10 protein-coding genes are annotated in these 15,736 nt (G+C 41.8%); 2 read left to right on the top strand and 8 right to left on the bottom strand.

The genetic code is table 11. The annotated features are described in order from the left end of the window. Positions 1–453: 453 nt before the first annotated feature. On the bottom strand, positions 454–1,605 hold the full coding sequence (locus WAZ74_RS11065) for an acyl-CoA dehydrogenase family protein (RefSeq protein WP_422308357.1): 1,152 nt from the start codon (positions 1,603–1,605) through the stop codon (positions 454–456). 378 nt (positions 1,606–1,983) lie between these two features. On the opposite strand from WAZ74_RS11065, the gene WAZ74_RS11060 reads away from it, so the two are divergent. Then, a complete protein-coding gene (locus tag WAZ74_RS11060) occupies positions 1,984–2,700 on the top strand; it encodes a TetR/AcrR family transcriptional regulator (RefSeq protein WP_422308356.1) in 717 nt (238 codons plus the stop codon). 121 nt (positions 2,701–2,821) lie between these two features. On the opposite strand, the gene WAZ74_RS11055 is transcribed toward WAZ74_RS11060, so the two are convergent. From WAZ74_RS11055 to WAZ74_RS11025, 7 genes are all read right to left on the bottom strand, one after another. Then, positions 2,822–3,607 carry an outer membrane protein transport protein gene (locus WAZ74_RS11055; RefSeq protein ID WP_422308355.1) on the bottom strand — a complete coding sequence of 262 codons (786 nt, stop codon included), beginning with the start codon at positions 3,605–3,607 and terminating at the stop codon, positions 2,822–2,824. A 129-nt stretch (positions 3,608–3,736) separates the two neighbouring features. Then, positions 3,737–4,060, bottom strand: coding sequence for a hypothetical protein (locus WAZ74_RS11050; RefSeq protein WP_422308354.1), 324 nt, complete (start codon positions 4,058–4,060; stop codon positions 3,737–3,739). A 100-nt stretch (positions 4,061–4,160) separates the two neighbouring features. Further along, positions 4,161–5,852, bottom strand: a complete 1,692-nt coding sequence (locus tag WAZ74_RS11045) for an AMP-binding protein (protein WP_422308353.1) — start codon at positions 5,850–5,852, stop codon at positions 4,161–4,163. A gap of 79 nt (positions 5,853–5,931) precedes the next feature. Beyond that, a complete protein-coding gene (locus WAZ74_RS11040; protein ID WP_422308352.1) occupies positions 5,932–7,035 on the bottom strand; it encodes a CaiB/BaiF CoA transferase family protein in 1,104 nt (367 codons plus the stop codon). After that, positions 7,028–9,208 (bottom strand): 3-hydroxyacyl-CoA dehydrogenase NAD-binding domain-containing protein, encoded by a 2,181-nt coding sequence (locus WAZ74_RS11035; protein ID WP_422308351.1) that lies wholly within the window; start codon positions 9,206–9,208, stop codon positions 7,028–7,030. The genes WAZ74_RS11040 and WAZ74_RS11035 overlap by 8 nt, the downstream gene beginning before the upstream one ends. Positions 9,209–9,265: 57 nt before the next feature. Further along, the gene (locus WAZ74_RS11030; RefSeq protein ID WP_422308350.1) at positions 9,266–10,474 is read right to left on the bottom strand and encodes an acetyl-CoA C-acetyltransferase; all 1,209 of its coding nucleotides are present in this window, start codon (positions 10,472–10,474) and stop codon (positions 9,266–9,268) included. A 128-nt stretch (positions 10,475–10,602) separates the two neighbouring features. Continuing rightward, on the bottom strand, positions 10,603–11,754 hold the full coding sequence (locus WAZ74_RS11025; RefSeq protein WP_422308349.1) for an acyl-CoA dehydrogenase family protein: 1,152 nt from the start codon (positions 11,752–11,754) through the stop codon (positions 10,603–10,605). 682 nt (positions 11,755–12,436) lie between these two features. On the opposite strand from WAZ74_RS11025, the gene ppc reads away from it, so the two are divergent. Then, complete coding sequence (ppc, locus tag WAZ74_RS11020; protein WP_422308348.1) at positions 12,437–15,217, top strand: phosphoenolpyruvate carboxylase; 2,781 nt, start codon at positions 12,437–12,439, stop codon at positions 15,215–15,217. The last annotated feature ends 519 nt before the right edge of the window (positions 15,218–15,736 follow it).

The raw sequence follows: 15,736 nt of genomic DNA, 5'->3' as shown, positions 1-15,736 counted from the left end.
GGTCATGCCGTCATCTATACTTTTGAGAACTTGTCTACGAAAATGTAGTGAGTAAGTCATGGTCTTTATAATAACAATTAGATTTGATAATTAGTTTATAACACTTTTAAGTGGGATTGACTATAGCAATAGCAAGACTCAAACTATTTTTTATTTACGACATTTTTATAGTTTAAATAGTTTAAAATATATTAACTATCATTAAAAAATTTTAAAAAAATAATTAATTTTTTGATATATAAAATAAGTTGATACTATCTAATAAAAAGATCAACTACTTTTTATATTTCATCTAATATCATTTTTAAAATATTTATACTTTAATTAGTTATAGTTATATTTTAAAAAGTTTAAAAAAACTGATTAGTTAATTAAATATCTCTATTCTTTATAATATTCCCAAATCATCTTATATCAACTATTAATATAATTTGGTTCTTATCTAAATAAAATCTACATAAATCGTGATGCCAGCTCTTTCATGATCTCGTTAGTACCGCCATATATTTTTTGTACCCGTGCATCGGCATATAGCCTGGCAATTGGATATTCCATCATGTAACCATAACCACCGAATAACTGCACACACTCATCCATGACGATACACTGTTTTTCAGTCACCCAATATTTGATTAAGGCGGCATGCTGTACGGTAAGCTCTTTTTTCAGTAGTGCTTCGATAGCAGCATCGCAAAGTGCGCTTGAAGCAATATAATGACTGTTGCACTCCGCTAATTTAAATCGGGTATTCTGGAAGCCCCATACTGGCTTACCAAAAGCGGTGCGCTCCTTGGTATAAGCGATGGTTAGGTCTAGCGCTAACTTCATCGCACCAACTCCTGCCAATGCGACCAATAGACGCTCTTGTGGAAGCTCTTGCATCAACTGCATAAAGCCCATGCCTTCAACCGTACCCAAGAGATTCTTTTGTGGCACTCGCATATTAGTGAAGAAAAGCTCAGAGGTATCTTGTGACGCCATACCGAGCTTTTTAAGCTTTTTGCCACGCTCAAACCCCGGAGAGCTATCAGTCTCGACGACGATTAATGATACGCCTTTTGCGCCTTCGTCTCTGTCAGTCTTACAAGCAACAATGATTAAATTGCCCAACTGACCGTTAGTAATAAAGGTCTTTGAGCCGTTGATAATATAATCGTCACCCTCTTTTGTTGCATAAGTCTTGATATTTTGTAGATCAGACCCTGTACCAGGCTCCGTCATAGCAATAGCACCAATAAGCTCACCTGTCGCCATTTTTGGCAGCCATCTTTGCTTTTGCTCTTCAGTACCGTGATGTAGGATGTAAGGGGCGACAATACCAGAGTGCAGGGACCCACCAAAACCAGACATATTGGCTTCAGCTTGCGCATAAATTAGCGCCGTTTCATGACGAAAATCACCACCCGCCCCGCCATACTCTTCTGGCATGGATGCACATAAAAAGCCCATCTCGCCCGCTTCTAGCCATGCCTCGCGGTCAAGCATACCATCGTCGCGCCATCTTTCATCATGCTGCTCCCAACTCTTAAACAGCTTCAGCGCACTTTCATGCAGCATCCCAACCTCTTCGTTCATCCAGCTAGGCTTGAAGCAATTGATAGTCATAATATCTTCCTTGATAGTATAAAGTGTGAGCAGGCATTTATTGAATGTATAAAATATGCTTTAGCTAGTGATGACCGTATTAGACTTGATCATAAAGCATTGACCAATACCAAAGTTAATAGCGTCATAGTAGAGGGACAGAATAAAACAGTATAAACTTACACTATAATAGTAATATAAATTACCTTTAAAATTAAAGCTTCGAATGAAGAAAATATCTTAATATAACTACCCTTGTGACTTTATTTTATTAAAATAACTTATTATAAGCAACCAGTTGTATTATAATGGTAATTATAATTATCATACCAGACAAAATTAAGCCTTAAAGGCTTGGAGACTAGGGTGTGTCCTCGTTTTACCAATGGAATATAAGATATGAAAAACTCTCGGTCAAAACAGCAATCTAGTACGAGTACTAGCAATAGTAAAAAAAGCAGTAAAACTAAAGGTGAAATATCTAAAGCGGCTAACCGGACCAAACCTCTAGCCGTAGCTCCTTTAAGCGACATGCGACCTGCTACTTTGGAAAAAATAGAAAAAGCGGTGTGCCAACTTTTTGCGGGCGATGATGTTAGCGATATCACTATGATAGAAATTGCAAATGCTGCAAACGTATCATTGCAAACCCTTTATAAATACTTTGGTGATAAGCAAACGGTACTTTATACCATTATGGATATAGTGCTAGGGAGACTAGCGACAAGAATGATGGATCATTTGCAAGGCATTGATAGTGTAGAGGATCGTTTACGCAAGACGCTATGGGTATGCTTGGATTTTGTAGATAATCATCCTGACGCAGTTATGGTGTTATCTAAAGTATCGATATCGCGTTTTCACAACATTGCTATTTATAATAATAAAGACCTTATTAATGCTTTTTTAAGCGTACTTAAGGACGGTCAAAACAGAGGCGTTCTTGTCGATACAGTTCCCTTAAATATTCTATTTGATGTTTTTATGGGTTTTATCAGTCGGCTCGGTATTATGCACACTATTCGTCAAGCAGAGCTACCGCTCAATGCCAATTTCGATGCGTTGTTTAATATACTGTGGCGATCAATATCTAAACCTGAGTCATCTACTCCTTAGATGGATCATAATCAGGATTAGTATCATTTTTAACATAATAAGTAATGAGCTATAACCCTTTATATTAAAGGCTTATAGCCTACTACTTAGTTCAGACAATACACTATCAATTTAAAACATTTTATTTTGCAGCATAGGATAGTTTCATTCCTATAATATAAGCATCATTGTCTTCAAATTTACCAATTTTTGTTCCACTAGCGGCCAATAAACCCTCTGCATCACCTAACATCAGATACTTAGCACCAGCAGATACTGCCCACTCAGGCATCAAATTATACTTTGCCCCGAGGCCAACGCTATAATAACCTTCGGTAGGCCCTAGAGGTGATACTGGATTACCAGCACCACTATCCCACCCAATGGAACCTGATACTGCTAATTTTGGCGTTAGACGCTTACCCAATCCTACTTCAAGCATATAAGAGTCTTTATCATATTCCAACAATCTGACTTCATCGACAATCTTTTGTTGTAAAGCATTTAAAGCGACGCCATTTTTATCTAATAATGGCGGTGTTATATCAAAATCACTCCAAGGAACCCAGCGAGCTTTGGCGGTTAATAAGGTGGTGGAATTAAGACCGGTTTGAAAGTCTATATTTACTGATTTGGGGGTGGTAAGCTCTTTTTCTTGAGTTTGTGTAGCTACTAATTGCATGGCGGGCGGTAATTGAGTATTAACTGCATTAATATATGGCATAGATTCTGCATAATTCACATCATGATCAATCTCTGAACGATAAGTAATAGCCGCTTTTAGACCGATTTCAGGCTTAACGTAAGCGGCCCCAACCATGTAACCATAGGCCTCATTCTTTGGGATGTTGAGCGTGTAACCATTTACAGCAGCAAGTAACGGATTTTTACTGTTAATTGCTAATTCACCTTCAATTTTTTGCAGCACTGGGCCACCATAAATTTTGAAGTTATTGTTGGCTCCTAAATTAACTCCTAGTAGGCCTGTGAAATTATCGGTACTGACATCAACCTTAGTTTCTTTACGATTATCATTAGCGGCATTGACGTTAGTTAGTTAGTTGTCGCCTTGGTAACGAATTTTGGCACCGAAAGGTTGGTCATAAAATACGCCAACACTAAATTTGTCATTGATGTCTGTTTTGACACCATAAGTGTAGCCTTCATACTTCTCTCCAAGATCTCCTATTTTGTCACCGTTTGACTCTACGCCTGATATTTCAGGGTCGATTTGATAAGCGCTGACATAAGCTATGGTGCCGCTTGAGCTAAAATCTTCACTCGCTTGACCAGAGCGATCTAGTCCTGCAGCTCCAGCCAATGAAGTTATAGATAGAGCGGCAACCGCGCAGTAAAGTTTAGATAGCTTAAATTTAGACATTTTACATTCTCCTTGGTAGACATAATAAATAACATCCATTGTCATTTAGTGGTTAAAGCCTTACTGGTAAAAATGTTAAAACTATATTTAAATGTTAAAACTATATTTTAGCGGTACTAGCTGATTTTCTAAGTTTGTGGCGCAGTATTTTTCCTACAGTAGATTTAGGTAGCTCAGCTATGAATTCTATATGGCGAGGACATTTATAGCCCGCTAGATTTTCTTTACATAGCGCTTTGATGTCCTCCTCATTCAAACTCTGATCCGCTTTAACGATATAAGCTTTGACCGATTCACCTTGATGCTCATCAACGATACCAACGACCGAACATTCGGCAACTTTAGGATGAGTCTCAATGATATTTTCGACTTCGTTAGGATAAACATTGAAGCCGCTGACAATGATCATATCTTTTTTGCGGTCGTATATTTTGATAGCGCCCTGCTCGTTCATAGAAGCGATATCGCCTGTTTTTAGGTAACCATCAGCAGTGAAAAAACTGGTATTGTCGATATTATGATAACTAGTGATGACGTTATCGCCTTTGATGCACATCTCGCCGACTTCGCCTAATTCAAGAATCTCTCCCTCATCATTTCGTATACTGATGTCTACTCCAGATAGAGGCAAGCCGACATTGCCACTGTATTCAGTACCGTCGAATGGATTGGCTGTGCCGACCCCAAGGGTCTCAGACATACCCCAACCTTCAAGGATAGGTAAACCGGTGACTTCAAGCCAGCGTCTAGCCGTTTCGGGGGTCGCTGCCATACCACCAACCACAGTTAATTTGCATGCAGAAAAGTCCAGTTTACCAAATTCAGGATTGTTTACAAAAGCTTGAAAGAGAGTGTTAACACCCGGTAATAGATGGAAGGGACGTTTGCTTAATATTTTGACAAAGCCTGGAATGTCACGTGGGTTGGTGACTAAGGTGAGATGCTGACCCACGCATATCCCCACGATAGAACAGATAAAGGCATAAATATGATAAAGAGGCAGAGCGATAATAGTATTCATCTGCATATCATCGGCAACGTCGGCATAAACAGGTTTAAACCATTCAATGAACTGATAAGTGGCGGTCACGACGTTTTTATTGCTAATCAAAATACCCTTAGCGACACCCGTAGTGCCGCCGGTATATTGCAACATCAATAAGTCGCTGGCTTGAGCAGTAGGACGAGTATAAGGTAAGTTTTTAGCTTGCTTTAGAACAGATTTATAGCTAATAACGCTATAACTGGTATTAGATTTTAGCTCGTAACTAGGAATGGCTTTTTTGATATATTTTGCCGCGACATCTACCAGCGTGCCTTTTGCTGTGCCTAGCATATCGCCTATCTTACTGATGACTACCGTTTTGACTGGCGTGTCTTTGACTATTTTTTCTAGTGTTTTACAGAAAGGCTCTAAGATAAAAATTGCTGCCGCATCAGAATCAACCAATTGGTGTCTTAATTCACGGGCGCTGTATAAAGGGTTGATTAAAGTCGTCACCATGCCAGCGCGAATGACTCCTATAACAATAGGCAAATACTGATGGACGTTAGGCATCATAATACCTATGACTGAGCCTTTGGCTAGTCCTAAGTTTTGAATCCACGCAGCAATAGTTAACGATATCTTGTCAATTTGAGCATAAGAGTAGCTAACGCCCATATTGCTAGAAAATTCCCGATCAGCGAATTCTATTAATTTGTCGTCTAAAGTATCAATCACGGTACTGTGAGGCGGGTCTATCTGTGCGTTCACCCCTTTTGGATAACCCTGTGTCCAAAACTTATCCATAACTTACCTTCCTTGGTAATGAGTTAAAAGAATAAATAATTTTAAAATTTAACTTTGAGAGTTATTCTTTATTTGAGAGTTATTCCTTAATAGCTTGCCATCCTAGTGTCGAGTGATGCTCGTCTTGATGGGCGAATAGAGGATGTGCTTTGGCCTCTTCTAAGCTCAAAACCGGCGTCACACAAACGTCTGCGGTCTCAAAGACCTGCTGCCAAAACTCAAGTGGCTGACTGGCAAATTTCTCGATGACTTTCGATAGCGCATCCTTACTAGCAGGTAGGGTCGGCATAACCCCTCGCTGCCAATGGGCATCTTTGAGCTCAGGCAGCTCTAGTACCTCGCATAATCCTTGCCAAAACTTAAGCTCTAATGAGCCCACCGCCATGTAACGATCATCTGAGGTTTTATATAAGCGGTAGCACGGTAGCAATCCACCCAAAAAGTCATAGTGCGGCGGCGGATTCTGACCTGAAAAGCTCTTAACGAGCGTTCCTGTGGCCTTGGGCATGATCATATGGTTATATAAACTATGAGTCATACTAACGGCAATATGTCGCCCTCTGCCAGTACGCTGGGCGGCAAAGACTGCTGCTAGTAAGGCAATCACTGCCGTATCGCTACCACCCGCCAAATCTGCGAACTGAATATTAGGCATAGCTTGTTCGCCCTTTGCCGTTCGCAGCTGATCAAGTACCCCACTCATCGCCATAAAGTTGATATCGTGGCCTGCTTTATCCGCCCAGTCATGCTTGATTTGGGCTTCAGAGTTGGCTTCAACATCACTTTCATCTGCTAGCCCATATCCAGTAATTGATACCATGACCAATTTAGGATTAATGGCATGCAGAGTTTGGGCATCCAAACCCATCCCTTTTAGCACTCCAGGACGGAAGCTATCGAGCATAACATCAATACCTGCAATATGAGACTTGATAGCCTCTATGCCTTGAGCATCACGAAAGTCTATTTTCTCAATCGTTTTTCCATGATTTAAGGCATCGAATAATCCCCCCAAAGCGCGCGCAGGATCACCACCTTTAGGCTCAATTTTTATAATCTCTGCACCCAAATCAGCAAGCAAACGCGTCGCAAAAGGCCCAGGCAGATTGCGCGTCAAATCAATGACTCGCAATCCTTGTAAGCAATCGCTCATGCCATCCATAGCATTAGCTAAATTAGCCATCTATAAACTCCTTACCTTTTTCAGCCATATCTACCAAGATGTTAGCCGGCTCAAAACGCTCACCATATTGCTTAGCAAGCTCACGACTACGAGATACAAACTGCTCTACACCCATAGAATTAATGAACTGCAAAGTACCGCCTTGATGCGGCGCAAAACCCCAACCAAAGATAGAGCCAATATTGGTGTCAGCCACTGAGCGTACGACGTTTTCCTCATAACACTTAGCAGATTCATTGGCTTGAATGAACATCAAACGATCAACGAGATCTTCTTGGCTAGGTTGCTCTTTGGTAGTTGGATATAAGTTAACCAGCTCAGGCCATAAGTGCTTATCGCCTTTTTCGGGATACTCATAAAAGCCTTTACCGTTCTTTTTACCTTCGCGATCATACTCTTTAACAAAAGCGCTGAGGATGTCATAAGAAGGAGGCATAACCATGGTTTTGCCTTCGGCTTGCATATCCTTTTGCTGCTGCTCGATGACATGCAAGGCTAAGCTCAACGACACCTCATCTTGTAATGCTAGCGGCGGCATAGGCATACCGGTTTTCATGCCAGCAACTTCAATACTACGTGGATGTACGCCTTCGCCTAACATAGCGACGCCTTCTGACACATAAGTGCCGAATACGCGTGAGGTATAAAAGCCGCGACTGTCATTGACAACAATAGGCGTCTTGCCAATTTGTAGCACATAGTCAAAGGCTTTGGCTAACGTTTCATCATCGGTCTTTTCGCCGACAATGATTTCAACCAACGGCATTTTATCGACGGGCGAGAAGAAATGCAGACCAATAAATTGCTGCGGACGTTTGCTCGCTTCAGCCAGTCCAGTAATAGGCAAAGTTGACGTGTTAGAAGCATAAACAGCAGATTCTGGTATAACGGCTTCAGACTGCTGAGTACACTTAGCTTTAATTTCACGGTTCTCAAAAACTGCTTCGATAATGAGATCGCAGTCTTTTAGGTCATCGTAAGAGACGGTTGGATGAATACGTGCAAGTAATGATTGCTTCTTGTCTTCGGTAGAGCGTTTACGACTGATTGCTTTATCTAACAGATTGCTAGAATACGCTTTACCTTTTTCAGCACCTGCCAGTTCAGTATCGAGTAGGACGACGTCTAGTCCTGCTTTGGCGCTGACATAAGCAATACCTGCACCCATCATACCCGCACCTAAGATACCTACTTTTTTGGTTTTATAGCGCTCAAAGCCATCAGGACGAGATTGGCCTTTTTTGATGCTATTAAGCTGCGTCCAAAGCGTGCTAATCATATTTTTAGACACAGGAGATAGGACACAAGCGACAAAATAGCGTGATTCAATCTTGAGTCCCGTATCGATATCGACGATACAACCTTCAAAGACGCTAGACATGATATGAGTGATCGCAGGATAGTTGCCGTGCGACTTTTGATTGGACATCGCAGGAGCAATAGAGAACACTTGCACCACTTTAGGATGCATGCTGTTGCCGCCGGGGATTTTAAAGCCTTTTTTGTCCCAAGATTGCTGCGCTTTTGGATTGGCTTTGATCCACTCTTTCGCTTGCGCTAACATATCTTCATTATCAGTAGCTGTAGCATCGATAAGGCCGATATCAAGCGCCGCTTTAGGACGTAGCTCTAGTCCTTGCGTCATCAGCTCAAGCGCTTTTTGGATGCCAACCAGCCTTGGTAGACGCTGGGTACCACCGCCACCCGGCAATAATCCCAGTTTAACTTCTGGTAGACCCAGTTTGGTTTTTGGAGAGTCAATTGCTATACGATAATGACACGCCAACGCAATCTCAAGACCACCACCTAGAGCGGTACCCGTCATAGCAGCGACTACGGGCTTACCTGAGGTTTCAAGTTTGCGTAGGCTATTTTTTAAGTCTTCGACTAAATCAAAAGCTTGTTCAGCGGTCTCAATACGTGATAATTGATCAATATCGGCACCAACGACAAAGCTGTCTTTTGCTGAGGTTAGGATTAAACCTTTAGCAGACTCATCACTAGTGAAGCTATCTGTCAAAGCGGCAAAAGCTTCGGTAAAGCCTTCACCGATAACATTCATCTTTCGATCGCTTTGATCAATAGTTACGGTGACGATGCCATCATCATCACGCTGCGCTGAAAAATTTGCCAGTTTATTAATAGTATCGATGCTGTCTGTATTTGTAGTCATTTTTTATCCTTTAAATGATCTCAAAGTTATCATTTTATATTCAATGAAATAAGGTATTTATACTCGTTCGATGATAGTCGCAATACCCATACCGCCACCGACACACAACGTCAGCATAGCGGTTTTAAGGTCACGGCGTTCTAGCTCATCGAGCACAGTAGTCATTAGCATAGCGCCTGTAGCCCCTAGCGGATGACCCATAGCAATAGCGCCGCCATTGACATTGACGATATCAAGCGAGATACCAAAATCATTGGCAGTATTCATAGGAACAGCGGCAAAAGCTTCGTTAATTTCCCATAGGTCAATATCTGAGGCTTTCATACCGGCTTTATCTAACGCTTTCTGGCAGGCAGGCGTCGGGCCTGTCAGCATAATGGTGGGTTCTGAACCTATGACAGCGGCCATAGTGATTTTGGCACGTGGTTTAAGACCCGCTTTTTTGCCAGCAGCAGCGCTACCGATTAAGCATATAGCCGCACCATCAACGATACCGGATGAATTACCCGCATGATGAACATGATTTACTTTTTCGATAGTGGTGTATTTATCTAAGATTACGCTATTGAAACCCATCTGACCGGGCATAACAAATGAAGGATTCAGCCCTGCTAAAGTCTCAACGGTCGTGCTCGGACGAATGGTTTCATCTTTATCGAGTAATAACATACCGTTGATGTCAGTGACTGGTACCACTGATTTATCGTAATAACCTTGCTCCCAAGCGTTAGCAGCACGGCGATGTGATTCGGTAGCGAACGCATCGACATCAGTACGACTAAAGCCTTTGAGCGTGGCTATCGTATCAGCGCCTACGCCTTGCGGTACAAAGCCAGTCGCGTCGTTGACCCGTGGATCCATATACCAAGCACCGCCATCAGAACCCATAGGAACGCGGCTCATAGATTCGACACCGCCTGCAACGATTAAATCCTCCATACCTGACATGACTTTGGCAGCAGCAAGGTTAATTGATTCTAGACCTGACGCACAGAATCTAGATAACGTTAAACCTGCAGCGCTTTGTGCCCAGCCTGCATCAAGAACAGCAGTACGAGCAATATCAGCACCCTGCTCACCTACTGGAGTGACGCAGCCAAGCACAACATCATCCACTAAGCTCGTATCCAAGTTATGGCGCTGCTCCATCTCTTTTAACAAACCACGAACCAGCCAAATAGGCGACGCTTGGTATAAAGAGCCGTCTTTTTTGCCTTTACCACGTGGGGTACGAATACTGTCATAGATGTAAGCGGTCTCAGTCATAAAAATCCCTTTTTACTTTTTAATTGATAATAAATATTTAGTAGTAAACCTCAAATTGTCAGCTGAACGTTCTATAAGTTATAAGAACTTAATCAATACGTTCAGCTGTCTCTCTTATATAAAGCAGGTTACATAAAGCGAGCAGCAAGCTCTTTCATAATCTCGTTAGTACCACCATATATCTTCTGTACCCGCGCATCAGCATACAGGCGCGCAATAGGATACTCTTTCATATAACCATATCCACCGAACAATTGCACACACTCATCGATCACATCACACTGCTTTTCAGTCACCCAGTATTTGATTAGCGAGGCATGAGGAATAGACAGTCTTTTTTCCATGATGGCATCTATCGCTAAGTCACACATACTATGGGCGGCTAGATAATTGGCATAACACTCTGCCATTTTAAATTTAGTGTTTTGGAATTTCCAAACCGGCTTGCCAAAGGCTTCACGTTGTTTGACATAATCAAGCGTCAAATTGATAGCCAGCTTCATCGCACCGATACCTGTCAACGCGATAATTAAACGTTCTCTTGGTAGCTCTTGCATCATTTGAATAAAGCCCATCCCTTCTATCGGGCCCAAAAGGTTTTTTTGCGGTACGCGAACATTACTAAAAGAAAGCTCCGAGGTATCCTGAGAAGGCAAGCCGACTTTTTCCAAATTACGACCACGCGCAAATCCTTCTAAACCGTCAGTCTCTATTACGATGAGCGAGACGCCTTGAGCGCCCTTATCACGATCCGTTTTGCAAGCAAGTAGAATCAAATTGGCATGCTGACCATTGGTAATAAAAGTTTTTGACCCATTAATAATATAGTCATCGCCATCTTTTACCGCGTAAGTCTTAAGAGCTTGTAAATCAGAGCCTGTACCCGGTTCCGTCATCGCGATAGCCGCGATATATTCGCCACTAGCCATTTTTGGCAACCACTCTTTCTTTTGCTCTTCTGTACCGTGACCCAAAATATAAGGGGCTACGATACCTGAATGCACAATACCGCCAAAGCCTGACTGATTAGATTCCGCTTGCGCATAAATAATCGCCACTTCATCACGAAAATCGCCACCACCACCACCATACTCTTCAGGCATTGAGGCACATAAGAAACCGTTTTCGCCGGCTTCTTCCCAAGCTTCGCGGTCAATCATGCCGTTCTTTCGCCATTGTTCATCTTTTGGCTCCCAACCTTTAAACATCTTAAGCGCACTTTCGTAAACCATTTTGCGCTCTTCAGTCATCCAATTTGGGGCTAAGGTTTCAATACTCATATTGTCTTTCCTTGACGATGTGACTTAGTGATAATTAATAAGTTTAAAATTATGTAGAACCTCAATACTGATAATGGTAATTTTTATTACCTTAATAAAAAATAATTATCAATTTCAGGCGCTAGACTATATGAGATATACTAGGATAGTAAATATGTGGTTGCAACCAATATTTTAGTAATAGTAATATTAATTACCTTGGTATTAAATAATTATTTTCCAAAGTTAATGAAAACCTTGAAAACAAACTTGCCTTATGTAAGTCAAAATCTTGAATGGTAATCAGGGATATTCATGCATGGTAGATATCGCTTTTCTGAACGAATGTTGATGTGGAACCCTATCCAACATTTTTCTGAGAGCAGTTCCTAATTTCGGTTTGCAAGGCGTAGTAGGCAGTAACTGTCATGTCCTACTTATTACTCTGTTAAATATATTCACTATATTAACGCAGCGCTTTTAATCTTAAAAAAATTGAAATTTTATTGAAAAAAGCAATTTTAAACTTATTGTGGCTTGCTATTATAAATATTCAATATTATTTATATGTGTTTAATCTCCTGTATGCTATTAAGCAGGCAGTATTGTGCAAGGTATATCAAAAAGGGTCTTTGTTCATAAAAACCGACAGACTCACTGCTTCATTATTCTTTAGCTAACCAATTTGATAAGAAGGTCAAGGATGACAATAGATAACAACGTATTACGCGAACGCATCAGCTTATTAGGATCATTTTTAGGGGAGGCTATTTCTCGCCAGACGGGCGAACAAACCCTTCATACGATTGAAACCCTGCGCAAAGGTTTTATTCAGCAACGCCGTGAGCCTAACGAAGTGAACCAGCAGCAACTCATCAATTTCATTGCCTCGTTAGACAATCAAGCCTTAAAAAATGTCATCCGCAGCTTTTCTATCTATTTTTTCTTAGCCAATCTGAGTGAAGAAAATTACTTACGTGAAGAGCGCCATGCCCTACGTATGAAATCTGAGCAGAGCTGGGAAGGATCGTTTCGTCGTACTTTGCTTGAGTGTCGTGAGCGCAATATTGAGCCTGCCCAAATGCGAGAGCTCATTGAGCAATTAAAATTTATACCTGTATTTACCGCCCATCCTACTGAAGCACGCCGCCGTACGACGATGAATATCTTGCAGAGTCTATTTGCTGATAGTGATGCCTTAAATAACCTTGCTGAAAACAGTTTCGCCTATGAGCAAGCGAAAGAACAAACCGCGCAAACTATAGACTTGCTTTGGTCGTCTGATGAAGTGCGTACGCGTAAGCCTTTGGTTTATGACGAGATAAATAATGGACTGCATTATTTTAATGCCAGTTTATTCAGCGCCATTCCCAAGGTTTACCGTAATATTAAAGACGCCATTGTTGATATCTATCCTGAACTAACAGACTATCCTTTACCTGCTTTCATAAGCTTTGGCTCTTGGATCGGTGGCGACAGAGATGGCAATCCCTTTGTCACTCATGACACCACAGAGATGGCAGTATTGATGCATGCAGATACGGTACTGCGTCACTATCAAGTGCTGCTCAAGAAACTACGTCGTGAGCTTATTCACAGCGATACGATTGTTCACATCGAACCTGACGTGTATGCAAAGATTGAAAGTTATAGTGAGCTCGACAGACGAGTCTTTGATTACAATCTCGATGATTACGGCAATGAGCCTTATCGCAGATTACTCTCCTTGATTCTTAATAAGGTCAAAGCCACCAATCGTCTGATTCAGAGTAAAGGCAGTGATAGTGAGGCTAAAAAAGATGCTTATGCCAACCCACAGGAGCTATTAGAAGACTTACGCATCATCCGCCAAAGTGTGAATACCCATGACACGGCACATGGCGAAGGCTTGTTGCTTGATACGATTCGCTTGGTAAAAACCTGCGGCTTCCATTTGGCAGCGCTCGATATTCGCCAAGAGTCGTCTTATCATAGTGAAGTGATTTCTGATATCTTTGCTAATGCCTCTAATTTGCCAGATTATCAAGCGCTTAATGAAACAGAGCGCCAAGAATGGCTAACGCGGTTGCTTAAAAAGCCCGGTACACCGCTCATTTATACCGACAATTTAAGCGATAAAACCCGCGAACAATTGGCCTTGATGAACTCAGTAGCGACTTTACGTAAACTGGTGGGTGAAGATACTTTTGGCAGTTATGTGATTTCAATGACCAATAACGCCAGTCAAATATTAGAAGTGTTGCTACTCATGCGTTTTGCAGGTTTATGTACCGTAAATAACGAAGGGCAACTGACCGCTGACTTACCCGTAGCACCGTTGTTTGAAACCATCGAAGACCTTAAAAATATCGATAAGATACTGCCTGCAGTTTTAGATAACCCGCTATATCGAGGATTGCTGCAGCACTCAGATAATACTCAAGAAATCATGCTGGGCTATTCAGATTCATCAAAAGACGGCGGCATCATTACGTCTGCATGGCAGCTGTATAGCGCGCAGCAGACCATTAATCGTATCGCTAAAGAGTACGATATCAAAACTCGATTGTTTCATGGTCGCGGTGGCTCTGTCAGTCGTGGAGGTGGCTCAACGCATAAAGCGATCGCTGCGCAACCAGCTGGTACACTGCATGGACAGATTAAAGTAACCGAACAAGGCGAAGTGCTTTATGCCAAATATGCTAACACTGATACCGCGGTATTTGAGTTAACCATGGGTATCACTGGTACGCTTAAAGCTTGCTCTTCAAGGTTTGTGGTGCAACCGCCTGAACTGCCCAAATATGAAGCGCTCTTTGCGCGCTTAGCAGATGCGGGTGAGAAAAGCTACCGTAAGTTGACGGATCATACCGAAGGGTTTTATCAATTCTATTCGCAAGCAACGCCAGTGGCAGAAATCTCTTTATTAAATATTGGCTCACGTCCTGCCCATCGTAATAAAGGTCTACCAAGTAAAACAACCTTGCGGGCGATTCCTTGGGTATTTGGCTGGTCTCTGGCGCGCTTTACACTGCCTGCTTGGTATGGCGTCGGTAGTGCCCTGCATAGCGTCATCGCTGATGAAGCATTGATGAAGGAGATGAATAACCACTGGCCGTTTTTTAACGTATTTATTAGCAATATTGAAATGGCGTTTACCAAATCTGATATGAGTATTGCTCATGCCTATAGTCAATTATGTGACGATGAGATGTTACGTGAACAGATTATGAAAGCGGTGACTGATGAGCACGAGCTGACCTATTCAGGTTTGAATTCTTTGCTTAATCAGGACTCATTATTGGCGCATCAGCAAAATCTTGCGGCTTCACTAGAATGGCGGAATGCGTATTTAGATCCAATTAACTATATACAAATTGAGCTGTTAAAACGTGCCAGACGAAAAGATGCGGCAGATGATGTCAACCACGGCGACCTTGATGTTGAAGACCCGTTAATCCGTAGTATCAATGCTTTGGCAGCGGGTCTACGCAATACGGGGTAATTGATACAGTGAAGCGCAAACTATGTGGGAGCTAGATTTAATTGAGTCAGGGAGCCATTCCTGACAGAGTTTGACCATCACAATAGCTCAAAAAATGACACATCATTAATCGTGACTTATCTTTGAGCTATTCTGAAAAAACCGTACAACTAGATTTGGCAAACTAACGACTCGATAATGAGTTTATTATGACTAAGAAAATGCAGAGCGACAGTACGCAATTTAAAGCAACGGCTGCTAAAAAAATTGCAGGTAAAAATGGCAACTTGAATGTAACTGCTCGATAGCTAGCAATAATTATTTAACACCAACAGGACAAGAGAAGTGCTACTTCAATAAGAATCTCTTAGCAGCTGTCCTAAATTAGTTGACCACTACAAATAGAAATACTATAACTGACCCCTGCCGTCAAATCCGTACAGTTAAACTTGGGAGAGTTTAGTTACGCAGCCTGACGATAGAAGTCAAACCACACCTGCCTTGGCGTTTTATAGCCCAAGCCCTTTTGAATTCTTGTTT

This window comes from Psychrobacter sp., from assembly GCF_049295055.1.
Lineage (GTDB): Bacteria > Pseudomonadota > Gammaproteobacteria > Pseudomonadales > Moraxellaceae > Psychrobacter.
This window is presented reverse-complemented; position numbering and strand designations above follow the sequence as displayed.